This is a genomic window from Daejeonella sp. H1SJ63 (assembly GCF_029360775.1).
Lineage (GTDB): Bacteria > Bacteroidota > Bacteroidia > Sphingobacteriales > Sphingobacteriaceae > Daejeonella.
On record NZ_JARKMZ010000027.1, the window covers coordinates 15,626 to 42,422 of the forward strand.

Below are 26,797 nucleotides of genomic sequence, written 5' to 3' on the forward strand. Positions count from 1 at the left end.
ATTATAATTTTTAGACTTTTTTTATAAAAGTTTCTACTCTAAGGTATTATAAAAATAAAACGTAATTATTTCACGAAAAACATTCTCTAAATAATAGCAAAAGGCAAATCCATTTCCGGAGGAAAGAGGAGACACATATCCAGGAGGAATGTCACAATATTTGCCAGAAACTATTTTACATCGTTCAAAAGCTGAATATTTCAGAAAAAAAGCCCGGAGTACTCTGTTAAAATACAAAACAGAGCTGATCAAACTTCTCAATTCGGGAAGAGCAAAATGGAATGCCGATATCAGGAGAATTTATAATATTAGCTCAGAACTTTATTAATTCCAGCCATCGAATTAACTCTGCAGGGGCTATCTAAGAAAAAGAAAGGAAATATCTTTAGGAGGAAGAAAACCGGAGCTATACTTAATTAAAAATAATTCCTCCGTTGTTAAATACATTAAAATGGAGCGGTTTGCTCAATAACAATAGAGCCCTGAAATAAATTCAGGGCTCTATTATTTTATATCAGCTTCTTTGCCATCAGATATTCTGCTATCTGAACTGCATTGGTAGCAGCACCTTTTCTAAGGTTATCAGCAACAACCCAAAGATTAAGAGTTTTAGGCTGCGACTCATCCCTGCGAATACGTCCGACAAAAACCTCATCTCTCTCATGTGCATCCATTGGCATAGGATACTTCTGGTTTGCAGGATCATCCACTACAATAACTCCTTCTTCATTCTCAAGAATTGAACGGACTTCTGCAAGATCAAACTCATTTTCAAACTCAATATTTACAGATTCTGAGTGACCGCCCATAACCGGGATACGTACAGTTGTTGCAGTCACCTGAATTGAATCATCACCCATGATTTTCTTGGTCTCAAGAATCATTTTCATTTCTTCCTTAGTATAGCCATTACTCAGGAACACATCGATCTGAGGAATAACATTCAGATCGATAGGGTAAGCATAAGCCATTGGCCCTTCAATCCCTTTACGCTCATTCATCAGCTGTTCAACCGCTTTCACTCCGGTACCTGTTACCGACTGATAAGTTGAAACAACAACACGTTTGATCTTATATTTATCATGAAGTGGCTTTAACACCACTACCATTTGTATAGTTGAACAGTTTGGATTTGCAATGATCTTATCCTGAGCGCTAAGTTCATTTGCATTTACTTCAGGAACGATAAGCTTCTTTCCCGGATCCATCCGCCATGCAGATGAATTATCAATAACTGTTGTTCCCGCCTCAGCAAAGCGTGGAGCATTTTCCAGAGAAGTGCTTCCACCGGCAGAAAATAATGCCACATCAGGCTTCATTGCAATGGCATCATCCATAGTCACAACAGTATACTTCTTTCCCTTGAACTCGATCTGTTTACCAGCACTCTTGGCAGAGGCTACGGGGATCAATTCACTAACCGGGAAATTGCGCTCTGCTAAAACTTTTAACATCACCGAACCTACAAGGCCGGTAGCGCCTACTACTGCAACTTTCATTTCTTAATTGTGTTTTTGTTAAAAAAATTTGAATAAAAAATTAATATCTATACAAAGATGTGAAAAAGTTTGGGCATTCTAAGATTTCATCCCTCTAAGTATCAAAGATTAACATCATTGATACCAAATCTATCCTGCATTCATAATTTTTACCGTTAAATCACAATTTGAAGGCGCTGACTCATTCTGTAGAAAAACCAATGATCCTAACATTAATTTAATTCTGCAAAACACGGCAGAAATGAAAAATATCATCTTCTTCATGCTACTCCTGTTCAGCAATACTGTTTATTCTCAACTGAATGATGAATTCGCAGACGGAGATTTCAGCTCAAATCCTAACTGGACCGGCAGCAATTCGGGTGCCGACTTCTCAATTATAAATAACCGCCTGAGATCAAATTCAAACACTGCCTCATCATCCTTTTATTTGAGTACTGCCAATAATCTGGCAATGAATGTAAAATGGGAGTTTTGGGTAAATATCCAGTTTAACCCTTCAGGCTCAAACTATGCAGATATCTATCTGATCTCGGACAAAGCTGATCTGAAAAATGCAGCAATCAACGGATACTTTATCAGGATTGGTGGCACAGATGATGAGATTAGCCTCTTTAAACGGTCGGGAGCTGCCTCAGGCAGTACCAAGCTCATTGACGGAGTTAACGGAATTCTGAACTCTTCTAACAACACCATAAAAGTAAAAGTATCCCGCAGCGATACAGGCATATTTATTCTGGAGCGGGAAACAGGAAGTACTAATTCAGGCTTTTATACTGAAGGTACAATGACAGATATCAGCTTTACTAATTCAGGTCACTTTGGAATATTCATTCAGCAATCAAGCCCGACTTTTTTCCAGAAACATTTTTTTGATGATTTCAAAATCCTGCCCTTGGTAGCAGATACCAGTCCGCCGGAACTAAACGGAATTTCTGTTCTGAATGCAGAAACTCTTGAACTAAGCTTCAATGAGATAATGGACAGTATCAGCATAAAAAAACCGGCAAATTTTAACCTGAGTAATTACGATGGCAGCATCAGTTCGGTATCAACAAGCATTGATCCGGCAAAATACCGGCTTGGTTTATCAAAACCTTTAAATACCGGAAATTATACTTTAAAAATCAGCGGCGTCAAAGACCGGGCAGGTAATCTGATAAGCACAAAAGATACTATCAGCTTCCCTTATGTTAAACCCTATTCTGCAATAGCCGGAGATATTATAATTAATGAAATATTTGCCGATCCTGGTCCTCAGATTGACCTGCCATCAGTAGAATTTGTGGAATTATACAACACAACAAAAGAAACTATCTCAATTAAAACATGGAAATTCAGCGACCAGTCAAGCATCTCCACCCTTGGGGAAATCAGCATGGACCCTGAATCCTTTCTGATCCTTTGTGCGAAATCAGACACTGCTGAATTTAAAAAATTTGGTAAGGTTCTTGGGATATCACCATGGCCATCACTAAATAACTCTGGTGATCAGATTGTTCTAAAAAACGTTCAGAATATCACCATAGACTCTCTAAGCTATTCCGATCAATGGCATCGGGATCCTGTCAAAAGGCAGGGAGGGTGGTCATTGGAAAGAGCTGACCCGAAATCAATATGTGCAGGTGCTTTCAACTGGTACAGCTCAAAAGACAGTACGGGTGGAAGTCCCGGTAAAATTAACTCCACCAATATTTCAGGGTATGATCTTATGGAACTAAAGGCCGACAGTCTGACGCGTACTTCCGATTCTACTTTAATCGTCTATTTCAATAAACATCTGGCCAATCTCCCGGTCAAAAATGAAAGCTTTCAACTTATCCCTGACGATCCCCGGATCAAAGAAATACGAAATGACTCTGAATTCAAACAAACCACTCTGATTTTCAATAAAAAATTTCTGCCCGGTACATCCTACCAATTAAAAATATCAGAGCTGAAAGACTGCAGCGGAGTCAATATCAATAATTCGAAATCTTTAAGTTTTAAAATCCCGGATCTGCCTAAACCTGCCCCTGAAAGAACAGATACTGCCCATATATATATCACAGAAATCTTTGCCGATCCTTCGCCGGAAATAGGACTTCCATTAGCTGAATTTATTGAGATTTTTAATACGGGAACTGATACTGTAAATCTGGCAGAATGGTCATTAAGTGACATTCAGACAAAAGCAATTATGAAAAAGTTATTACTCCCACCTAAACAATATTTGATACTTTGCCCGCTTTCAGATACTGTTCAATACAAAGATTTCGGAAAAGTTCTGGGGCTGAGCCCATGGCCCTCGCTAAATAACAATTCCGAACAGATCGTTTTAAAAAGTTTTAGAAACAGGCTTGTTGATTCTGTTTTTTATTCTGCAAGCTGGTACGGCGATGATGTAAAAAAACAAGGTGGCTGGACATTAGAGCGAATAGATCCGCTATCCGGATGCTCAGGTATTTTCAACTGGTCAGCTTCCACTGACAAATCAGGAGGAACACCGGGCAGATTAAATTCTGTTCATATAAGCCACTATGATATCCTGAACTTTAAGGCCGACAGTTTAAATAAGACGTCAGACTCAACTCTGACTGTTTATTTCAACAAGGCTCCCGACACATCGGGTATAAACAAGGAGAATTTCAGGCTTAGCCCCGAGGCAGGATCTGATCTGAAAATTATGCATACTTCGGATCAAAAGAAATTGAAACTGATTTTCAGCGAAAAATTCAAACCCGGAACAAATTACCTTTTAAACCTCTCAAATCTGAAAGATTGCAACGGAAATTCAATTCAAGTTCCGGAGCCATTAAAATTCAGCATACCGGAAATTCCAAAACCACCAGCTGAGCCGCTTAGAACTGATACAGTAAAATTGATCATTACTGAGATTTTTGCCGACCCTTCACCGGAAATAGCTCTCCCTTTGGTTGAGTTTATTGAAGTATATAATCCGGGAAAAGATACCGCAGATCTCAGCGGGTGGAGCATTTCCGATCTGCAAAGCAAAGCTATCTTTAAAAAATTCAAGCTTCCACCGCAGCAATATCTGATCATTTGTCCGGAAGCAGACAGTTCACAATATAAAGCTATGGGGCGAACACTTGGAATAAATCCATGGCCATCTCTGAACAATAGTTCAGACCAGATCAGCCTTAAAAGTTTCAATGGCCGCAGTGTGGATTCCGTTTCTTATTCTTCAGTTTGGTATAAAGACCTCAAAAAGAAGGCAGGTGGATGGTCGCTGGAGAAGGCAGATTTGTCAGAAAATTCATGCAAAGGATTTTATAACTGGGGTGCATCAGATGATCCCAAAGGAGGAACACCGGGGCAGCCAAACAGCCTTAGTGCTCCAATAAAGAACTTAAAAATTGATACGCTGAAATTAATATCAGACAGTAGTTTCAGTATTTCATTTAGCAGTATACCTGATACAAATAATTTTAAGCTTTCAAATTTTACACTCAGCAATCAAATGGGGAATCCGGAGAAACTTACAGTTGATCCCGGATACCACACAATAGACTTGGTTTTCAAAGAAAAATTCAAAGAAGGGAACAGGTACGAGTTAAAAATCGACTCGCTGATCAGTTGTTCGGGACTTCATATTCAAGGATCAGATGCTCAAATCACTTTTGAAATACCAGCTATTGCTGAAAAAGATTACCCGCTTATAATCAGCGAGATTATGGCTGATCCTTCGCCGGTGAGGGGCCTGCCCGAAGCCGAATATGTAGAATTATTTAACCCTACTGAAAAGCCGGTAGAACTAGCCGGACTAAAATTCGGCAGTTCATTTACTTTCAGCAAAGGTGAATTAAAAGCCGGGGCCTTCCTGATTTTATGTGCAGTTGCAGACAGTGCAAGGTTTAAACAACATGGTAGTGTGCAGGGGATTCAGACATGGCCGGGACTGAAGAACAATGCCGATATGCTGACTTTAAGTAATAACAAAGGCAGGGAAATTCACAGAGTAGAATTTAAACAGGCCTGGTATAAAGATCCGGAAAAACAAAAAGGCGGCTACTCTCTGGAACTAATTGATCCCGGCTCAATATGCCCTGCCTTTCAAAACTGGGCAGCAAGCCGCGACAGTCTGGGTGGAAGTCCGGGCAGGACAAATTCCCTGTTTCAGGTAAATAACACCCCCGAATCCTTAAAACTTACAGAAATTGAATTGCTCGACAGCCTGACACTGCTTCTTGGGTTCAATAAAAGTATCGACAGTCTGAGAGCATCAAATCCGGAGAATTACTCACTGAATAACGGTGCAGGAAAAGCGTCCCTGGCTCTTCCCCTTGGCCCTGAGTTTAATAAAGTAAGGATTAAATTCGATAAAAACTTAAGCCGCGGAATGAATTACAGCCTGGTAGTTGATAATGTCTGTGATTGCCGAAACACCCTGATCAAAGCTGAGTTTAACAAACTGGAATTCTTCTATCCAAAAAAAATAGAAAAAAACGATATACTGCTTACCGAAATTCTTTTTAATCCAAGACCCGGCGGGGCAGATTTTGTTGAAATCTACAATAACACTGAATATCCTGTCGACTTAAAGGAAATTTCACTTGGCAAATCTTCAGGCGACAACCTGAGTTCACTATTCCGGATAAGTACAAAGCAGACTCTTCTGGAACCCGGGAAATATCTTGCCTTAAGTCCGGATCCGGATAATATCCGAAAAGAATATCTTGCGAAACACCCGAATCAGATTCTGAAAATGTCAGCATTCCCTGCATTCAATGATGATTCAGGAACAGCAATTCTGATCAGCAATAATAAACAGGTTGACAGGTTAAGCTATCAGGAGAAAATGCATTTCCCGCTTTTAAAAAATGTTGAGGGAACATCCCTTGAACGAAGAAAGCTTAATCAAGCTACAGATGAACCGGGTAATCTCAGATCTGCAACTACCGCTTCAGGAGGCGCAAGTCCGGGATATCAGAATTCACAGTATTCAGATGAACTGCCTGATACAGAATCATTTAAACTTGTATCCAAAACATTCTCGCCAGACAACGACGGTTTTGAAGATTTTATTGAAATGAAATACCGTTTCGACGAGTCAGGAAGCATCGCCAATGTATCAGTATTTAATGATCGGGGGCAAGCGGTTAAAAAAATACTGAAAAACTATACTCTGAATGCCGAAGGTTCATTTCAATGGGATGGATTTGATGAAAATTCACAATTAGCCCCGGCCGGGATCTATATAATTCATGCTGAAGTATTTAATACAAAAGGAAATACAAAAATTTTCAAAAGAAGTTTTGCACTGGCCGGAAAATTCAAATGAGTTATTCCCCTAATAATTAAATCTGCCCTACAGATTTTTTATAACTTTGGTCAAAACCAATTATTATGCATGAAAAGATTGTGGTTATTGGCTCAAACGGGCAAATAGGAACAGAATTAGTAAGCGAATTAAGGAAAAGCTATGGTGATGGGAATGTCATAGCCTGTGATATCAGAAGACCTGATTATGATATAAAAAATGCAGGTCCGTTTGAGTTCGTAAACGTTCTGGAAAAAGAAATCCTGAACCAGCTATTTAAAAAATACAAACCTACACAGGTTTACCTTCTTGCGGCATTATTATCAGCAACAGGAGAACAGAATCCTAAATTAGCCTGGGATCTGAATATGAATGGATTACTCAATGTGCTGGATCTTGCACTTGAATACAATACCGCCAGAGTTTACTGGCCAAGCTCAATAGCTGCATTCGGGCCAAATTCTCCGAAAGATCATACTCCGCAATATTGTATTATGGATCCGAATACCGTTTATGGGATAAGTAAGCTTGCGGGAGAAAGGTGGTGTGAGTATTATTTCCAGCGTTACGGACTTGATGTGAGAAGCATCCGTTATCCTGGATTGATCAGCTGGAAAGCCGCGCCTGGAGGTGGAACAACCGATTATGCGATACATATATTTCATGATGCATTGAAGAAGCAGGCTTATCAGAGTTTTCTGTCAGCCGAAACCGAATTACCCATGATGTATATGGATGATGCAATTCGTGGAACAATTGAATTGATGGATGCACCTGCAGAAAAAATCAGCATACGCTCTTCATACAATTTTACCGGAATGAGTTTCACCCCAGAGACACTGGCTAATGAAATAAAAAAACATATCCCCGGCTTCAAACTTGGTTATACAGAATATGATCAGCGCCAGGCGATTGCAGATAGCTGGCCACGATCAATCGATGACGGTATTGCAGAACGCGACTGGGGCTGGAAACCAGATTTTGATCTTACAAAGATGACAGCGGAAATGCTGAACAACCTGAGAAAATAATTCTGTTTGTTTTTAGTTTAGAAATTGCAATGAATTTGTGCTCTGCAAACAGAAAAATTACAGCAGTATTAGTGAAAAATAAAGAATAAATGAGCAATTTCGGTTGCTGAAATTTTAAATACAATTAGGACAATAATGGGAAGAGCATTCGAATTCAGAAAAGAAAGAAAATTCAAACGCTGGGCCAAAATGGCTGTGCAGTTCACACGTCTCGGGAAAGAGATTGTTATGGCGGTGAAGGATGGCGGATCAAACCCTGATGCAAATTCGAGACTCAGAACTGCAATTCAGAATGCCAAGGCGGTAAATATGCCGAAGCATACCGTTGAAGCTGCAATAAAAAGAGCAACAAATAAGGACGAAAGTAATTACGAAGAGATCGTTTATGAAGGTTATGCTCCGCATGGAGTTGCCGTTCTTATCGAAACTGCAACTGATAATACCAACAGAACAGTGGCTAATGTTCGCAGTTATTTCAATAAAACCAATGGCGCACTCGGAAAGACCGGATCGCTTGATTTTATTTTCACACGTAAATCAGTATTCCGCTTTGACCCCGGAGAAATGGAATTAGACGAACTGGAATTTGAACTGATTGATGCCGGGTTGGAGGATCTTTACGTTGAAGTAGATGAGACCGGTAAAGACATCGGCGTGATTCATACCTCATTTGAAGATTTTGGGAAAATGCAGAAAGCATTGGAAGAAAAAGGTATTCCTGTAATCAGTGCAAAACTTGAACGAATTGCCCAATCAACTACCGAAGTAACTGAAGAGCAGGCTGCAGATGTTCTCAAGCTTATCGATAAACTTGAGGAAGATGATGATGTACAGGCTGTTTATCACAATATGGCTGAATAGTCTGAATTAAAATGACTTTCGAAGAATTTCTAAAAAAGAAAAAAATTGATCCTGTTCAGTTAATGATGGCTGAGCGGGATCTTTTTTTTGAATTCGAAAGTCATTTCAATCAAATGGGCGATAAAAGCTTCGAATACAGTAAGAAATTCTGGTTCAATAAACTCCGGCGGGCTCATCCCTTAAAAGAAGAACCCAAGCCGGTTAAACCTGAAGAAGCAAGCACTGCTGCCTCATCTCCAATAGCCGCAGAATCTGGAAAACCCTCAGAAGCAAGCCTGGAAACGAGCACAGCAAAACCGGCATTTAAGCCAAGGTTCAAAGCTCAATTACCCGCAGCGAAAGCTGAAGAAAGTACTGAAAGCAGCGAAAGCACAAGCCCGGCTCCTGTTCAAAAAGAAAGTGAGATTAAACAGGAAATCGCGGCAAAGCCTGCCGGTTTCAAACCCAGATTTAAAGCTTCATTAAACCCTGTTGCGGCAAAATCAGAGTCTGCAGAAATTATTAAGGCACTTTCTGAAGGCGACAAAAAAGAAATCACGGAAGGTCAAGCTGAAGCCGCAAGTGTTGCTTCTGCTCCATCTGAAACAAAACCTGCAGAAGAACAAGCAGTTAAACCGGCATACAAGCCCCGGTTTAAGCCCTCAATGGTTAAAAAAAATCCCGAAGAATAGCTATTTCCGGTGCGAAAATATCCAGGCAAGAAAATCAGGTTCTGCAAAAGCAGAATCCCAGCTGTTATGATTTGCTTCAGGATAAACGGTAAACTTCACTTCAGCATTCAGACGCTTTAATTCATTAACTACAATTTCTGATTTTTCAAGAGGCACAACCGTGTCTTTTCCGCCATGGAATACCCATAAGGGAACTTTTCTATACTTCCTTACATTCTCTGTATGATCGCCTCCGCAGATTGAAAAAGCAGCCGCAAAAACCTTTGGTTTATGTCTTAACAATTCAAAAGTACCCATTCCTCCCATCGACAGGCCGCCCACATAAAACTGTTGCTTATCTGCGTATTTTTGTGATCTGATTTCTGAAACCAGTCCGATCAGAAGTTTCATAGCCTTGCCTGGTTTACCATCTTTCTGAAAACCAAAACGCTCGGAAGTTTTACCATCGCCTCTCTTTAAATTTGCCCAGAAGTCATCTTTGGAGCATTGAGGAAAAATAATGATCGCAGGAAAATTTTTCCTGTTCTGTGCCTGCAGAAAAAGTTTACCTCCATGAAATAACTGTGCTTCATTATCATTGCCGCGCTCTCCTGAACCGTGTAAGAAAAACAAAACCGGATACTTTTTCTGAGGATCAAAATTCTCAGGAAGAAGCATACGATATAATAAAGTATCCTCTCCGCTGATAAACTGTTCTCTGGAATACATGGATTTATCCTGAGCAAAAGATTGCTGGATAATTGATGCCGCTAAGAAGGCAATGAGTAAGAATCTTTTCATAAAATCAATTTACCGAAAATACGATTTTTCGGATTTATTAATCATCTTCAGGCGAATCTACTTTTTTAGAAATACAAAATATACCGCCAGAACCAGAAAGCCAAAGCCAACCAGATGATTCCAGGCTATCTTTTCATTCTTGAAGAAGAAAAGTGTGAAAATCAGGAAGATACCGATTGACAGAGCTTCCTGTATCATTTTAAGCTCGAGCAAACTGAATGGTCCGCCATTTCCTTTAAACCCAAATTTATTGGCCGGAACCTGAAACATATATTCGAACATTGCTATTCCCCAGCTGATCAGTATAATCGCAAAGAGTCCTAAACCTTTGCTCCATTCCATCTCTCTGAACTTGAGATGGCCATACCAGGCAAGAGTCATGAAAATATTGGAAATACAAAGCAGTGAAATAGTCAGTAAAACTCTCAAAATCTCAGACTTTGCTAAGCTTTAATTTTTCAGTATTAACCGGCTGCGGAACTTTTACATAATAGCCTGTTCCGTCATAAACACGCTTTCGCGGATGTGCCATACACTCTTCTGAACATGCTCCCTCCAGTCTTTCACCACAGGCATCGCATTGTGTGAAATGCTCATTACACTCAGGGTTTGCGCAGTTAATCATTTTTGTTGTATGGGTTCCGCAATTCCGGCAGGTTGATATCACCACAGGATTTACAGAGTTCACATCAACAGCAACCCTGTTATCAAACACATAACACTTACCTTCAAAATCTTCACCTCCTGCTTCCTTGCCATATTTAATGATTCCACCATGCAACTGGTAAACATTTTCAAAGCCTTCATGCAATAATAAAGCAGATGCCTTTTCGCACTTAATCCCACCTGTACAATAAGTAATGATCTTCTTGTCTTTGTATTGAGCCAGTTCATTTATCATGGAAGGAAAATCCCTGAAATTTTCAATATCGAAAGTGATAGCATTTTTGAAGCGGCCAATAGAGTGCTCGTAATTAGACCGGACATCCACGATAACCACATCCTCTTCATCTTTCAATTTTACAAAATCAGCAGGAGCAAGATGTATACCTGTTTTCTCTTCAGGATTAATGATCCGCGGATCTCTGAGTCCTGAATGCACAATTTCAGCCTTATAACGGCAATGCATTTTTATGAAAGATGGCTCTTCCACATCATCAATCTTAAAATCTGTTTTGGCAAAACGCGGATCAGCATGAACCGCATCCATGTAAATTTTACATGATTCCACTGTTCCAGAAACGGTGCCGTTCAAGCCTTCATCAGCAACGATGATCCTTCCAACGAGATTTAAAGATTTACAAAACTTAAGGTGATCGGATGCGAATTGTTCAGCATCCTCTATTCTACTATAACAATAGTAAAGAAGTGTCTGGTATTTTATCATAATTCATTGATACTGTTGCAAACAGCGTTTAATGCGGTGCAAAGATAAACATTTCTGCAAAAGATTCAACCAGCTATGGATACCAGAAATCAGGAGCTTAAAAGCTGTAAGCGATTCTGAATCCCCTGTCCATTCTTTCCCCTTCAATGAATGACATCCCAAACAAAGCCCTTAATGTCAGATATTTCAAACCGAAATAAAATTCAGAATACTGATTAAACGCAGGGGTATTCAAATAATTGAACCCTCCGATCTCAGTCAGTTTCAGTTTTTTAAGCAGTGGAATTTTATTCATAAAAAAGCCGGAGAAATTATGCTCAATATGAGATTCATAATAACGATCAGACGTACTGAAAACATAATAATCCAGAAATAAAAAGCTGTTAATTCCAGGTAGATAGGTGAGTGTTTTATTGCCTCTGAAATGTTTATAATCCGGATAATATAAACTCTCCGCATTCAGGAATTTTCCGGCTCCAAGCCAGATTGATGACTTACCAAACATCCCCAGCCTGATATCTGATTTTGAAAGATCAAAAGTCAGCAGATCATAATTTACGTCAGAGCCCAAAATCCCGTTGATTCCTTTGGTATAATTAATGTTTAGCCTGGGATATTTCGAGGAACGATAATACTTCCCTGAAGGATGACTTTCATATTCATTACTAAATGCATATGAAAGTCCCATACTAACCTTCAGCGACTGATTTTCAGGGAATAATAGCGCATCACTTAATGGCAAAAATGGATTATTCGATGTAAATTGTCTTCTGCCCAGATCCCTGATCATATAGTCTGCATTATTCTGAAGTGATCGCCGGTTCGACCATGAAGCGTTCCAGCTAGTTTGCAAACTACCAAATGGCTTTGAAAACGACAGATTCACAAATTTCTCCTCGTATAGTTTCAGCAGATTTCTTTCATAGAACAAAGAATTAATGGAATTGCCCAGAAGGGTAACGCTCCCCCTATCATTGAGATCCATTACATCAGAGCCCAGGCCGAATTTTAATCTGGCTGAATTCAGAGGGATTAATCCAGAAAAACTTGCATAGAGTTTATCCGATGAGAGTCCATATCTCAGCTTTCCTGAATAATTTAAATACTTATTACTGATTGAATCAATACGCTTTGTATAGCTAACCTGATAATTAATCCCGAAACCCTCAACTGTATTATAGAAAACTGAATTCAGAAGAGAACTGAAGTTATAATTTTCCTTCTTATACCTGTTACGAAGATTATAACCGGAGCCGATCAGAAAACTCAGCGGTTTGAACTTATTGCTCACTTTATCCAGCGAGTCGAGATAGGATTCAGACTCCCGCTTTTTTGCCAGAATTTCCTTCTTAATATAATCCCTCTGCTCTTCGTTCGTCAACGGAACAGGTCTGGCCTGTTCCCAGTAAACTGTATCTTTTTTATTAACACCGGAAGTAATTTTGAGCACTTCATCGAAATTCTTTTTATTCAAACCCGGATTTAAAACATAATTCTTGAACAAGGCTATAAAGTAACCATCAAAACCAAAACCCAATACCTTCCCTCTAAACTCATAGCCGGTTAAAGCGGGCATCCAGATATTTGCATCAACCCTGAGAAACTCCTGCTTAATCGTCAAAGTATCAACAAAATTAATGTTGGCCTCTTTCGTTACAGTCAGATCTGCACTATGAATTCTCCAGCTATCTTCAAGTATATAAATCTGACCTCTGAAAACCGGATCTGAGGATCTTCTAGGAATGACCTCTATTTTATTGATCATTTCACCGTTTTCTAAACTAGTCCCAACCAGTTTATAGTGATAATAAAATAAAGCATTATCTGCAATAGGCGAAACAAAAGGGCGATTGCTTATGCCTTCCAGATCGAGCAGATTCTCATAAAAATTAGTTCGTATATCTGAAGCACGGTTAAGGCTGAAAGCGCGGTTACTACCCGATACTCTGGAAGAAATCATTTCTTCCTTTAGTTTGCCGGGTTGAAGAAAACTGATTTTTGATTCAGATTCAGACAGATACAAAATACCTGCGCGATTAGAATCCAGCCCGATCTGCCTCCCAAGATCATCAATATTTTTTCCGAGAAATTTCCGGGGTGCCGACAGCAGTTTCTGCATTCCTTTGATATATACCTCAGCCGTGTATTGTTCAGGCTCTGCCAAATGCTGCTTCCGCTTTTTGATTGCATTTCTGATCACTGCATAGGCAGGATCTTCAGCTCCGGCCCTGACAACTACATCGCTAAGCTGATAAACTGTCCTTTGTAAAACAACATGCATACTTTGATCAGAGTTGAGATCCATTTCCCTGAGTTCCTGACTAAAGCCAATGGCCTTAAATACCAAAAAATGTTTGCCGGACTTTAATTTAAGATGATATTCACCCTCACTGTTTGCTGAAGTTCCGTTGCTTGTGCCTTGCTCAAAAACACTGGCAAAGGGAACCGGATTCCCGAATGTATCTAAGACTTTTCCTCTCAGATTCAGCGACTGGGCGAAAATACTGTAAGGCAGATTAAGAAATACAATCAGATAAAAGATGAATCGCATGTACATTTTTTTGTAAAGATGAACATCTGTAGAGATAATGAGAAATATGTTTGGGAAATGGGGATTTGAAAATGAGAAAATTAGCAAATGAGCAAATTGGGATTAGGAGTTAGGCTGGAATGATCATAATATCACGTCTTTTCGAGTAATAAAATTTAAGAAATTCTGAAGGAGAAAATGACATAGCGGGATAGATAATCACGCAAAGACACAGAGACGCTTCATTTATGAAATAAATGAATGTTGGAATTAGTCTTTGATTTGGCGTCTTAGCGTCTTGGCGAGCAAAAAAACATAAAACAGTGAATAGAAAATAACATGTCATGGGTAACGAGCGAACGGATTTTTTATGTTCAGGAATAAGTTTGACGTGAGGAGAAATCTCTTGCTCTAAACCTTATTGTTACCATGAAGTCTGCAAAATTCGTAATTTTACAAATTCATATTCATTATCATGTATAAAACCCTTCAACCTGTACTGGAAAAGGAGCTGGAAGAAATTGAAAAAGCCGGCTTATATAAACGTGAAAGGATTATTATCACCCCTCAGGGAGCTGATATCAAAATACAGGGCGGACAGGAAGTCATTAATTTCTGTGCGAACAATTACCTCGGGTTGGCTTCTCATCCCCGTGTGATAGACGCTGCAAAAAAAGCAATGGACAGCCATGGATTTGGTCTGGCTTCTGTTCGTTTCATCTGCGGAACCCAGGATATCCATAAAGAACTGGAAGCGAAAATCTCCAGATTTCTGGGCACTGAGGATACCATTTTGTATGCCGCTGCTTTTGATGCCAATGGCGGTGTGTTTGAACCTCTCTTTGATGAGCAGGATGCTATTATTTCTGATGCATTAAACCATGCTTCAATTATTGATGGGGTTAGATTATGTAAAGCCCAGCGCTACAGATATAACCATGATGATATGGCTGATCTGGAAGAAAAACTGAAAGAAACACAACATCTTCGCCACCGCATCATTGTGACAGATGGTTCATTCTCCATGGATGGAACCATAGCACAATTAGACAAAATTTGTGATCTGGCTGATCAGTACAAAGCTTTGGTTATGATTGATGAATGTCATTCTTCCGGGTTTTTAGGCAAAACAGGACGTGGTACACATGAGCATCATAATGTTATTGGCCGCGTAGACATCATTACCGGCACCTTAGGCAAGGCATTGGGCGGCGCATCAGGCGGATTTACTTCCGGGCCTAAAGAAGTAATCAACATGCTGCGTCAGCGTTCAAGGCCATATCTTTTCTCAAATACCCTGGCACCTTCCATAGTTGGAGCTTCCATAGAAGTATTGAACATGCTGAGTGAAACAACTGAACTCAGAGATAAACTGGAGCGTAACACCAGATACTTCAGAGAAAAAATGACTGCTGCCGGTTTCGACATTAAGCCGGGAACACATCCAATTGTTCCGATAATGCTTTATGATGCGCGCCTGGCTCAGGATTTTGCTTCAGAATTATTGAAAGAAGGAATTTATGTCATCGGCTTTTATTTTCCGGTAGTTCCAAAAGGTAAAGCACGTATCAGGGTTCAGTTATCCGCAGCACACGAAATTGAGCATCTTGATAAGGCCATTGCAGCTTTCATCAAAACAGGAACCAAACTTGGTGTATTAAAACAGAATTAAAAAACGGGCCTTCAGCCCTCGAATATAAAATAAATCATGCAGGAAAAAATTAATCAGTATACCGCTGAGATAAACTCTTTTCAACCAAAAGATGCCGCTGAACTGGAAACCTTCAGAATTCGCTTTTTAGGTACAAAGGGAATTATAAAAGATCTTTTTGAAGAATTCAAAACCGTTACTCCTGAAGAGAAAAGAGTACTTGGTAAAGTATTGAATGAGTTTAAGCAAAATGCTGAAGCAAAATATCAGGCTCTGAAAGAAAGTTCAGAAACAGCAGAAGGCAATTCCACTTCTGATGCCGATCTGACCCTGCCCGGTGAAGGTTATGAACTTGGTGCCCGGCACCCGCTGTCTTTGGTTAGGAAAGAGATCATTGAGATCTTTAAAAAACTGGGGTTCAATGTTGCTGAAGGACCGGAAATTGAAGACGACTGGCATAATTTCTCAGCACTGAACTTCCCTGAAGAACATCCGGCCCGCGATATGCAGGATACTTTCTTCATCAAAAAGGGTGGAGAAAAAGGAGACATCGCTTTACGTACGCATACATCATCAGTACAGGTCAGAATGATGGAGGCAGGCAAACCTCCTTTCCGTGCTATTATGCCAGGCAGAGTCTATCGTAATGAGGCTATTTCTGCCAGAGCACATTGCTTTTTTCATCAGGTAGAAGGATTATATATCGATGAGAATGTTTCATTTGCCGATTTAAAGCAAACCCTTTTCTATTTTGTACAGGAACTTTACGGTGAAGGAACCAAAGTTCGCTTCCGTCCGAGTTATTTCCCGTTTACAGAACCTTCTGCTGAAATGGATATCTCCTGTACAATCTGTAAAGGAGAGGGATGCCAGCTTTGTAAACATAGCGGATGGGTGGAGATACTGGGCTGCGGCATGGTTGACCCTAATGTTCTTGAGAACTGTAATATCGACAGTAAGAAATATACCGGTTATGCTTTTGGAATGGGTATCGAGAGAATCACTAACCTGAAATACCAGATCAAGGATCTGAGATTGTTCTCTGAAAATGATGTTCGCTTCCTGAAACAATTCAAGTCGGAAATGATCTGATGCAATTGCGTTTCCTTGCAATATCCATAATCTTCCTGTCTCTGATGTCCTGCAGAAAAGACAGCTCAGACAGAATTCCTGAAGCTTATGTCAGTTACCGTATTACATTACAGGAATTTGGCATAAAAAATCAGAATGGATTATTGCTGGTCAACAAACAGGAAAATGCAGGAGTTGCCGGACTGATTATTTACAGAAGAGCCGATGGAGCATACGTAGCCTACGATCGCTGCAGCTCTGTAAATCCCCAGCAAAGATGTGCCGTTGTTCCGGATGATCCGAACCTCACAGCAACCGATCCCTGCAGTGGCGCCAAGTTTTCTTTATATGACGGATCGCCTGTAAAAGCACCTGCAAAAAGACCACTGAAGGAATATAGAGTAATTATTACTAATTTTGACCTGACGGTAGTTAACTGAAATGGAAGTAGATAAGATCAAGGAAAGTATTAAGAAGTCAGCTCAGGATTTGTTCCGTAAATACGGCTATCACAAAACCAGTGTTAATGAAATTGCCAAGCGTGCTAAAATCGCAAAAGCTACCATTTACAAATACTTTGAAAGCAAGGAACTTCTGCTGCAGGCCATTATCATGGAATATATCCATCATAGTGTTCAGGAAATTATTGATAACCCTTCAGAAGACCTTGATGAAGAAGCTTACCTGAGTATGATCATCCTGAAAACCAGCCGGCTTTCCTATACCGTTTGTAATGAGTTTATTGGCTGGGAATTTATCCGCGAATCAGCCAATTCGCAGGAATTTCTGAAAACCCTATCAGATGATCTTGAAAACCTCCTGATCAAGTCATTTAATCAAACTCCGCTCTTTAAAGCAGATGACTATATCGAAAGGCTTCGTTTTTTGATCAAAGCAAGTAAAAATATTGTCTTCTCCTTTGCTTTCACATCCGTAAGTGATTCGGATGTACGTAAGAATTTCATTTCTTTCCAGAAGGAGATCCTTCCCTATCTGGTCAAAGCAGCAGTAAAATAAGTTTACATTAAGGAATTATAAAGATTCACTGTTGTCCGGTTAATTTCAAAAGCAACAAGAAATCTTCACTTAGGTCTTTAAATCAGGGACATTATTTCATGTTTTAAAGGTAAGTCCACCTCCTTAACCTTTCATCCCTCTATCGCCGGGAGGGCTCGGTGTTATTCACCCTTTGGTTATTGTTTTTAAAGGTGTTCATGCTTTCGCCGCTGAAGGGCGGCTCAGGTTTGACGGCCAAAAGTACCCATCCCGACTTATCGGGACAATCCCTGGGTGCCTTTGGCCACAAACCAACCACACATCAAAAAACAGTCCCGAAGATTCGGGACTGACTTTGGGGGGTATTGTCTCATGAAAGCATACCGCATATGATCCCAAAGCCTAATGCTCGGTTTTGCTTTTTGATTGAATCTGCCCCTGTTTTTTGATCTTGATGGCATAGGTCCCGGTTTAACACCGGGAGAAACGTCCTTCGGTAGCTCCTGTATGATATGAATGTTGTTTGGAATCGTGCTTCGGGTGACAGTCATTCATCTACTACAGGTATTGAGTCTTGCAGGGATCGGCCTTCCGGGATTTGGCAGTAAAGGCGCGTTTTATCCTTTGTGATAACAATCATATAGCACAGGCATCAAGCAATCCGGAGAAGTGTTGAATAAACGTTCATATCTCTCTTCCATACGCACGGCTTGGATTGCACTAACAGGATAAAATGTGGATTTACAACAAATACCGGACAGCCGCGGCGTTACTCAAGTTTTTTATGTCTTTTAATTGCTTTCGTGGACTCGCCGCTGAGGGTGGCTCGGCATTGTTTCCTTTTCCAGCTGAAGGGAAAAGGAAATGCCCAGCGGCATGAGCGAAAGATTTTCTGTCAGATTAAATCATTTGGATTTAACCTGACAGTATTGTTAAGAAATTATTAAGATTTTATACCAATTTGGTTTTGGGTATATTTTATTGTATTTTGGTGGAAATCAAAACCTAACCAGTTATGAGTCGTGAAATTTTTGAGCTTTCTATACTAATTGATGAGTTGTTCGAATTCTAAGGCAATTCATTAATTTTTAATACAAAAAACTTGTAATTCTTACAGGATTGGATCTCTTTTGCCCTTATCCCGCACCCGACTGCTTTCCTAAAATAAAAATCTTTAATTTTGCGGCTCATGAAAAAAATTCCCGCCGACAAAAAGTTTTTGAATAACATTCAGATAATAGATATTGCTGAAGAGGGTAAAGGTGTAGGTAAATCAGACGACCTGGTTATCTTCATAGACAAGGCCGTTCCGGGCGACATTGTGGATGTGGAGCTGATGAGAAAGAAGAAGAAATTCTTTGAAGGAAGAATCCACAATCTGGTAAAAGCTTCAGAACATCGTACCGATCCATTTTGCGGGCATTTCGGAGTATGCGGAGGTTGTAAATGGCAGCACCTGAATTACGATGCCCAGCTGCAGTTCAAACAGAAAAGCGTGAGTGATGCCCTACAAAGACTTGCAAAAGTTGATGTATCAGGTATGGAACCTATTCTGGGCTCCAAAGAATCGCGCTATTACAGAAATAAGCTGGAATATACTTTCTCAGATAAGCGCTGGCTTACGGATGAAGATATGAAGGGTGATGCAGAAGGCAGAGAGATGAATGCTTTGGGTTACCACATCCCAGGAAGGTTTGATAAGATTCTCGACATCGACCATTGCTATTTACAAGCCGACCCTTCTAACGAAATCAGGAATAAAGTGCGTGACTATGCTCTTGAAAATAAGCTCTCCTTTTACAACCTGAAGAACCACGAAGGTGCACTCAGAAATCTGATTATCCGAACTGCAAGTACCGGCGAACTGATGCTGATCGTAGTATTTGCTTACGCAGATGAGGATCAGATTTCAGCATTGATGGAATATCTGTCAGGTGAATTCCCGGCTATAAATTCACTTCTGTATATTATCAACCAAAAGAGGAACGATACCATTTTCGATCAGGATATTCATGTATTCAAAGGAGAAGATCATATTTTCGAAAATATGGACGGACTGAAATTCAAGATCGGTCCGAAATCATTCTACCAGACCAATTCGGAGCAGGCATTCGAATTATATAAGATCGCCAGAGATTTTGCAGATTTTAAAGGAGACGAACTCGTTTACGACCTTTATACCGGCGCCGGAACAATAGCTAATTTCGTAGCGGGGAAAGTTAAAAAGGTTGTAGGGATTGAATATGTACCTACCGCAATTGAAGATGCAAAAATCAATTCAGCAATAAACGGCATCAATAATACCGTCTTTTTTGCCGGTGATATGAAGGACATTCTGAATTCAGAGTTCATCAGTACCCATGGCAAACCCGATGTGGTGATTACCGATCCTCCGAGAGCAGGAATGCACCAGGATGTGGTTGAACGTTTACTGGAAATGGAAGCAGAAAAGATTGTGTATGTCAGTTGTAATGCCGCAACCCAGGCACGCGATATTGCCTTGCTGAAAGAGAAATATGAAATCGTACGCATCCGTCCGGTAGATATGTTCCCGCATACCCAGCATGTAGAAAACGTGGTTTTACTGAAACTGAACAAAACACAATCAGAAGAATAATAATTCAATACCGGCAAAATGGAAATTAAAGATCTTCTCAATCCTGAAGGCAGTGATGGGGAAAATAAAAAGGAAAAGGTAAGTCCGCTGAAAAGCCTTGAATCTGATCTCAAATTCTACAGCGAATCCATTAAAGAAGTAGCAACCGAGATCATGTTAGAGGGTATTTCCGAATACCCGATATTTGTTGCCCATCAGCATGAAGTCAAACTCGGAGAACCTATTCTCGACCGGATTGAGTTAAATACAGAATGGAGCATTCATGCATCTACCATAGAGGAATTTTCAGAAAAAGGCATTATTCAGGAGAATAAAAAGGACAGATTCATTGCTCAGTACAAAGATCCTCAGCACTTTATGTGTCTGTTTGTAATCGTACCGGAAGGCGCTAATTTCGTTTTCTACCCCTATCAGGAATAACAAATAAATAATCAGGGAATTACATCAATTCAGCAGGAATATGTAATTTCAAATGAAATTTGAGAAGCAATGCCAGACAAGAAATTACTGATACTTAATCAGAAGCAAATTCAGCAAAGGATAGATCGTATGGCCTACCAGATATTGGAGGATAATCTTGAGGAAAAGGAGCTGATTGTTGCCGGAATTATTGACAAAGGATACATTATTGCAAAACGGCTGAAAAAAGTTCTCGAAACCATCTCTGACATCAAAATTACCCTGATCAAAGTGGAGATCAATAAAAACATCTCCCACCTTGAAGCCAGTTCGGATATTGATATCAAACAGGTATCCAACAAGGTGGTGATATTGGTTGATGATGTTTTAAACAGCGGCCGAACCCTTGCCTATGGCCTCGGCGTATTTTTTGATATCCCTCTGAAAAAGCTCCGCACTCTGGTCTTAATCGACCGAAGTCACCGTAATTTCCCTGTATCCCCCGACTTTACCGGTCTGGAATTAGCCACCATCCTCAAAGAACATGTTGATGTGGTGATGGATGATCCATCAACGGAAGATGCAGTGTATTTGAGTTAGAATTAGGCTAGTGTGTATTAAGGGGCTGATTAAATACAGTTTTACCCTTTCCTCAGGTTTCAATTCTTTAAAAACACAACCTTCTACTCCAATAGGTGGCAGCCTCAATTCAGATGATAATTCACAGGCCTTAGCCGATCTATGGCAAGTGCTTTAATAGGGTTTAAGTATCCTAAACAGCAATTTTAACCAGTATCCACGTTTTGCTCTATTATAAGTTATGTTCGATTTAAACTGGCATATTCGTTTATAAGCGGATGAAGTTGGAAGGTGCAGCAATAAATAAGTTAGTTGCAAGCTTAGGACGACCCAGCATACTAGCATCATTGTTATATTATATTTATTCTATTTCCGGTCAAAATAAACGGTTATATTCGTTTATAAGTGGCCGGTGTTGGAAAATTCGGCGATAAGTTATTCAGTTGCTACTTTACCGAGACCGCAAAACAATGTCAAACAGTAGAAAAAAAGACATAATTAAATCAAAACCTCTGAATTTTACGTCTGAAGAGGCTGTTAAGAATAAAATTCCAATTCAGAATTTTATTTTCAAAACAGATGAAACTCATTTAAAGTGGATAGAAAATACTACAATCAGAATTGCAGAATGGAGACAAATATTTTTAAGCACATATGCAAGATGGGCTTTGTCTATAAACGGACTAAATCTTGCAAATGAAAAATATACTTCACCTGATTTTTATACTAAAAAACAATTTATTGTAACTTCTATTAGGCCTTCCAAAACAGATAATAGAATTCCCGAAAGACAGACAATTATTACTTGGGATGGAATAACAGCAGGAAAGCAGCATTTAAAGTCAGTAAACTATATAAGTGAATTTGGCATAATAGACCTTTATTCAGCTTTAGAGGAATTTGTATTTGACATTTACAAAATCTTTCTAAATAGCAACCCGGATAATCTTATAAAAGGAAGCGAGTTTAAAGACTTAAGAAAACTATTTAGAGAAAGAAACAATAGTGAGGATTTAAAAAAACAGTGGGAAAGCGAATGGGAAAAACGACTAAGTAGTTGGCATAGGAAAAGACTTTATGACGGTTTGTCTAAAGTATTCCTTTCATATTGCAAAGAAGCAAATCTTAAAACACCGAGCCACTATAAAGAATCTAGTCCTTCCACTTGGGGTGATAATATTGAATTTGTTGCATTAATTAGAAATCACTTAGTTCACGGTGCGTCAAAGGTTGACAAAGTATTGGGAGAATTCGCAACTAATCGACCTTGGATACCTAATTCATTTAAAGAAGGCGATGATTTGAACTTGTCATTACGACATTTAGAAAGTATTGAACTCTTTACGGCACAAATTTGTGACGCAGTAAATTTTTCACTAATTGAATACACTTCAAAAAAATAAAAGCAGCAGCTAACAGGGTATTTGCAATAGTTCGGCTTAACGTTGAATGCTCAACATCAGTAATTCTATTTAACTTTGGCGCAAAACTCAGCTGAAGATATACTATTTCCGCACCATCACAAATACCTAATCCGTTAGCTGTTATAATATGAACGACACTACAAAAAACAAGATCAACAGCAATGAAAGATTTGTTCGGTGGCAGAATATTTTAAGAGAACACGTTAGCTTCTTAAATAATTTGCTTTTGACCATCTCCTTTGGAATATTAGGGTTTATATTTTCACTTCTAAACAACAAAAATTTCAATCCAAATTGTTGTCAAAAGATATTTTTCACATTTGGCCTTTTAACTTTATTATTTTCGATAATCTTTGGAACAGGTACAATTTTTAGTCGACTTTTTGATTTTCGGACAACACTAAATAAAATTAAAAGTGAGCTAAATAATAAAAGTGTAACAGACTATAAAACACTAATGAAAGTGTACCAAAAAACGACATGGTGCCTTCTTTATTTACAAATATTGACACTTTTAATCTCAACAGTCAGCATTACAATTTCACTAATATCAATTTTCAATGAAAAGCTATTTTAATTTAAAAAGGAATTTACTATTTGTACTTTTTATCTTGTTTCAATCTTATAGTTTTGCTCAAAGTGGTCTAAACAAAAGCAAAGACGAATTAATTTCTTTTATTAGACGACCTGCTTTTGCTTCGCTATACCCTGAAGTTACAATTGACGACAATTCAATTATTGTTTTTTCTAAAGACCTTAAAAAAGGTGTTTTTTATAACTTCAATTCATTTAATAGATGTAATGGAGAAGTAATGTCAGAGCGACTAAACTCAAATAACTTCGAAAGCACTCTTAGTTTTCTTAAAGCTTACCTAAAATTATTAAATTACGAAAAGGATTATAACACTGAAAACGTTTACAGGAATGCAAGTGAAAGAATAACGGCATCTATAGAGAAAAATGACGGATGGTTGAATATAGTTTTTAAAAAATATTAGATGAAAAAGAAACACCTAATTACTTTGTTACTAATTGCAATTAGTGCTACAAACTGCTTTTCCCAAATAACAAATATCAAATCAAAAATTAATGATATATTTTTCAATTTTCCAAAAAGTAGTGAAAAATTCGATATTAAATTGATCGTAAATAGTTCAGAAAATTTTTATGACTATTGGGAAAGTAAAACTTCAAATGGTAGTATGTCAGTGAGTTTCGAGCAGAATCCATTAATGTCGTTTTTAGGATCTAAGAATAACATCATGTTAATTTTAAAAGAAAACCATAAATACGACCAGCTAGCATTGACTAGTGAATATAGTTCAAATGAGGCTTCCAAATGTCAAAAACAATTGGAGGAAGTACTAAATATTTTCGATCCAATTTCATATAAAACTTTTAAAAGCGTTTCTGAAAATGAGAATAACGATTTAATTGGACGTGGGTATTCTTTTTATTCTTCTTCAAGTAGCCTTTTAAAAAAGAAAGCGTATTTATCTTTAAGTATCATTGAAAATTACAAAGGCAACTATGTATTTGATATTCATTATTTTCCATCAAATCTGTATTAATTTAAAATGAAAAATTACAACCGCTAACAACAAATTTGTGTAAAAATGGCTGACGGTGGTTAAAGTCAATTTATCAGTTAATCACTAGTGTCCGGTTAAAATGATTTGCTCACACTGAAAATCTTTCGCTCATGCCGCTGGGCACTTCCTTTTCCTTCAGCTGGAAAAGGAAGTGCCTTACTTAAGGCATTGTAAATCCACATTTTATCCTATTAACGCACTCCAAGCCGTGCGTAAGGAAGAGAGATATGAACGTTACTACAACACTTCTCCAGATTGCTTGAAGCCTGTGCTATATGATTGTTATCACAAAGGATAAAACGCGCTTTTACTGCCAAATCCCGGAAGGCCGATCCCTGCATGACTCAATACCTGTAGTAGATGAATGACTGTCACCCGAAGCACGATTCCAACAAACGATCATATTATACAGGAGCTACCGAAGAACGTTTCAATCCCCAGTGCCTGCAAGATCAAAAAACAGAGACAGATTCAATCAAAAAGTAATACCGAGCATTAGGCTTTGGGATCATATGCGGTATGCTTTCATGAAACAATATCCCCCAAAGACAGCGATCGCTGCTTTTTGATGTGTGGTTGGTTTGTGGCTAAAGGCACCTAGGGATTGAAAGAGGCTTTTGGGTACTTTTGGCCTTCAAAAGTACCGAGCCCTCCCGGCGATAGAGGGAGGAATGGTTATAGAGGAGGGCTTACATTGAAATCCTAAAATAATATCCATGTTTTAAAGGCCAAAACAAAGTTTTTTTATTCGTTCTAAATTTAACCGGACACTAGTGATTCGGGAATGTCACCATGAAAAAAGGCATTTTAACAAATGACCAAACCTCCTGGGATTGGGTTTCAGAAATTAAAATGAATTTACCGGTAAGAAGAACAATAACTATATGGCTCCTGGATGAAGCAGGTAATAGAACAATAGAATGGCAACTAATTAATGCCTGGCCAACAAAAATTACCGGCACCGATCTAAAATCAGATAGAAATGAGATCGCTGTTGAATTGGTAGAGCTTGTTTATGAAAATCTCAAAATAAGTATGAAATAAGGTTCTGTAAAACCGCCTGCGTCAGTCTGCAACTCTGCGTCATCCTGACGAGCCGTACCTGTTTTGAATTCACCAGGATTGTGATGGCGAGGAAGGATCTCATCCGAAGTAAGCAGAATTGATCATTGGAGTAATCAAAGCGAACCAATACGAAGATCCCTCCTGCGTCAGGATGACATTAATCTACCCCCCTCACTCTACCTAAACTTCCTTCAGATTCAGATAAAAAGCCAAACGCTCGGCCGTCAGGTCAGAAGCACTGACTACATATTTAGCCTTAGAATAAAACGGTTCACCCAACCGGCGCGAGCCCGGCTAGCCTTTCTGGTTGAATCTTTCAAGCCTTTGCTTTAAAGATAAAGGCCTGCCATTTTCGGTTTCTATTAGGTAATTATACTTAGAATAAGGATATTTAATAAAGGATGATAAAAGAGCCGCAAGACTACAAAATTTAGCGGGCTTGCGGCAGTTTATCATCGTTGTAGACGAGTTACCGGTCATTGTATTAAGACAACATATTAACATAAACAATTTAAAATCAATAAAATGGAAAATCAATTTAAAGAAAAAGTAGCTATTGTGACAGGTGGCTCATTTGGAATAGGCAGAGCTACTGCCATTGCCTTTGCAAAAAAAGGCGCAAAAGTTGCCGTTGTGGACTGGGTAGAAGACAGCGAAACGCTCAATGTTATCAAGTCACTTGGAGGGGAAACAATATTTATTAAATGCGATATATCAAAACCAGAAGATGTAAAAGCAATGGTAGAAAAAACCATTGCAACGTTCGGTCGTTTAGACTATGCTTTTAACAATGCAGGAATTGAAGGTAATAATGGGTCTGTACATGAGTGTACAGAGGAAAATTGGGATAAAACAATTGGTATTAACCTAAAAGGCATATGGCTCTCCATGAAATATGAAATCCCTGAAATGCTTAAGCAAGGTAAAGGAGTAATTGTTAACTGCGCTTCTATTGCCGGACTGGTGGGTTTTCCGGGTTTACCTGCTTATGTAGCATCAAAACACGGTGTTATAGGATTGACGAAGACATCTGCATTAGAATGTGCTAAACTTGGAATTAGAGTGAATGCTGTTTGTCCAGGAGCAATTAAAACCCCAATGATTGACAGGATTACTGGTAACAAAAAAGAGGTGGAAGAACAGTTTGCCGCTATGGAACCCATTGGACGATTGGGCCAACCGGAAGAAGTTGCTAATTCTGTGCTGTGGCTTTGCTCTGATGATGCATCATTTATAACCGGACATGCAATGGCAGTTGATGGCGGCTGGGTTGCACAATAATAGTGTGATTTTAATGGTTAATTTTAATATACGATGGAGTGTACTGCCGGAATATGCGGAATCAAAAAGCTTTTAGAAATTAATAAAAGCTTTTACAGCAGAG

20 protein-coding genes and 1 pseudogene are annotated in these 26,797 nt (G+C 39.0%); 16 read left to right on the top strand and 5 right to left on the bottom strand.

What is annotated here, in order from left to right; translation table 11 throughout:
• Positions 1 to 509 precede the first annotated feature (509 nt).
• A complete protein-coding gene (locus P2W72_RS07400; protein ID WP_276360363.1) occupies positions 510 to 1,499 on the bottom strand; it encodes an aspartate-semialdehyde dehydrogenase in 990 nt (329 codons plus the stop codon).
• Between the two features lie 241 nt (positions 1,500 to 1,740).
• On the opposite strand from P2W72_RS07400, the gene P2W72_RS07405 reads away from it, so the two are divergent.
• From P2W72_RS07405 to P2W72_RS07420, 4 genes are all read left to right on the top strand, one after another.
• On the top strand, positions 1,741 to 6,780 hold the full coding sequence (locus P2W72_RS07405; RefSeq protein WP_276360364.1) for a lamin tail domain-containing protein: 5,040 nt from the start codon (positions 1,741 to 1,743) through the stop codon (positions 6,778 to 6,780).
• Positions 6,781 to 6,845: 65 nt separating this feature from the next.
• Positions 6,846 to 7,790: an NAD-dependent epimerase/dehydratase family protein gene (locus P2W72_RS07410; RefSeq protein ID WP_276360365.1), complete on the top strand. Its 945-nt coding sequence runs from the start codon at positions 6,846 to 6,848 to the stop codon at positions 7,788 to 7,790.
• Between the two features lie 135 nt (positions 7,791 to 7,925).
• Positions 7,926 to 8,651: a YebC/PmpR family DNA-binding transcriptional regulator gene (locus P2W72_RS07415; protein WP_276360366.1), complete on the top strand. Its 726-nt coding sequence runs from the start codon at positions 7,926 to 7,928 to the stop codon at positions 8,649 to 8,651.
• A gap of 11 nt (positions 8,652 to 8,662) precedes the next feature.
• Positions 8,663 to 9,322, top strand: a complete 660-nt coding sequence (locus P2W72_RS07420) for a hypothetical protein (RefSeq protein ID WP_276360367.1) — start codon at positions 8,663 to 8,665, stop codon at positions 9,320 to 9,322.
• Here P2W72_RS07420 and P2W72_RS07425 read toward each other — a convergent pair whose 3' ends face one another.
• The 4 genes from P2W72_RS07425 to P2W72_RS07440 form a co-directional block, all read right to left on the bottom strand.
• On the bottom strand, positions 9,323 to 10,102 hold the full coding sequence (locus P2W72_RS07425; protein WP_276360368.1) for a prolyl oligopeptidase family serine peptidase: 780 nt from the start codon (positions 10,100 to 10,102) through the stop codon (positions 9,323 to 9,325).
• 57 nt (positions 10,103 to 10,159) lie between these two features.
• The gene (locus P2W72_RS07430; RefSeq protein ID WP_276360369.1) at positions 10,160 to 10,531 is read right to left on the bottom strand and encodes a DMT family protein; all 372 of its coding nucleotides are present in this window, start codon (positions 10,529 to 10,531) and stop codon (positions 10,160 to 10,162) included.
• Positions 10,532 to 10,535: 4 nt separating this feature from the next.
• Complete coding sequence (locus P2W72_RS07435) at positions 10,536 to 11,489, bottom strand: rhodanese-related sulfurtransferase (RefSeq protein ID WP_276360370.1); 954 nt, start codon at positions 11,487 to 11,489, stop codon at positions 10,536 to 10,538.
• 97 nt (positions 11,490 to 11,586) lie between these two features.
• Positions 11,587 to 14,040, bottom strand: coding sequence for a DUF5686 and carboxypeptidase regulatory-like domain-containing protein (locus P2W72_RS07440; protein WP_276360371.1), 2,454 nt, complete (start codon positions 14,038 to 14,040; stop codon positions 11,587 to 11,589).
• A gap of 454 nt (positions 14,041 to 14,494) precedes the next feature.
• Here P2W72_RS07440 and kbl point away from each other — a divergent pair, with 454 nt between their 5' ends.
• From kbl to P2W72_RS07500, 12 genes and pseudogenes are all read left to right on the top strand, one after another.
• Positions 14,495 to 15,691, top strand: a complete 1,197-nt coding sequence (kbl, locus tag P2W72_RS07445) for a glycine C-acetyltransferase (protein ID WP_276360372.1) — start codon at positions 14,495 to 14,497, stop codon at positions 15,689 to 15,691.
• A gap of 36 nt (positions 15,692 to 15,727) precedes the next feature.
• Positions 15,728 to 16,762: a phenylalanine--tRNA ligase subunit alpha gene (pheS, locus tag P2W72_RS07450; protein ID WP_276360373.1), complete on the top strand. Its 1,035-nt coding sequence runs from the start codon at positions 15,728 to 15,730 to the stop codon at positions 16,760 to 16,762.
• Positions 16,763 to 16,806: 44 nt separating this feature from the next.
• A complete protein-coding gene (locus P2W72_RS07455; RefSeq protein ID WP_276360374.1) occupies positions 16,807 to 17,181 on the top strand; it encodes a hypothetical protein in 375 nt (124 codons plus the stop codon).
• A 1-nt stretch (position 17,182) separates the two neighbouring features.
• Complete coding sequence (locus P2W72_RS07460) at positions 17,183 to 17,758, top strand: TetR/AcrR family transcriptional regulator (protein WP_276360375.1); 576 nt, start codon at positions 17,183 to 17,185, stop codon at positions 17,756 to 17,758.
• 1,168 nt (positions 17,759 to 18,926) lie between these two features.
• Positions 18,927 to 20,354, top strand: coding sequence for a 23S rRNA (uracil(1939)-C(5))-methyltransferase RlmD (gene rlmD, locus P2W72_RS07465; RefSeq protein ID WP_276360376.1), 1,428 nt, complete (start codon positions 18,927 to 18,929; stop codon positions 20,352 to 20,354).
• 18 nt (positions 20,355 to 20,372) lie between these two features.
• Positions 20,373 to 20,774: a hypothetical protein gene (locus tag P2W72_RS07470; RefSeq protein ID WP_276360377.1), complete on the top strand. Its 402-nt coding sequence runs from the start codon at positions 20,373 to 20,375 to the stop codon at positions 20,772 to 20,774.
• Between the two features lie 69 nt (positions 20,775 to 20,843).
• On the top strand, positions 20,844 to 21,353 hold the full coding sequence (locus tag P2W72_RS07475; protein WP_276360378.1) for a phosphoribosyltransferase family protein: 510 nt from the start codon (positions 20,844 to 20,846) through the stop codon (positions 21,351 to 21,353).
• A 449-nt stretch (positions 21,354 to 21,802) separates the two neighbouring features.
• Entirely contained in the window at positions 21,803 to 22,735 is a 933-nt protein-coding gene (locus P2W72_RS07480; protein WP_276360379.1) for a hypothetical protein, read from the top strand.
• 581 nt (positions 22,736 to 23,316) lie between these two features.
• Positions 23,317 to 23,754: a hypothetical protein gene (locus P2W72_RS07485; protein ID WP_276360380.1), complete on the top strand. Its 438-nt coding sequence runs from the start codon at positions 23,317 to 23,319 to the stop codon at positions 23,752 to 23,754.
• Positions 23,755 to 24,327, top strand: a complete 573-nt coding sequence (locus tag P2W72_RS07490; RefSeq protein ID WP_276360381.1) for a hypothetical protein — start codon at positions 23,755 to 23,757, stop codon at positions 24,325 to 24,327.
• 810 nt (positions 24,328 to 25,137) lie between these two features.
• Positions 25,138 to 25,392, top strand: a pseudogene (locus P2W72_RS07495) (phage tail protein); the annotation flags it as partial.
• 546 nt (positions 25,393 to 25,938) lie between these two features.
• A complete protein-coding gene (locus tag P2W72_RS07500) occupies positions 25,939 to 26,694 on the top strand; it encodes an SDR family oxidoreductase (protein ID WP_276360383.1) in 756 nt (251 codons plus the stop codon).
• Positions 26,695 to 26,797 lie beyond the last annotated feature (103 nt).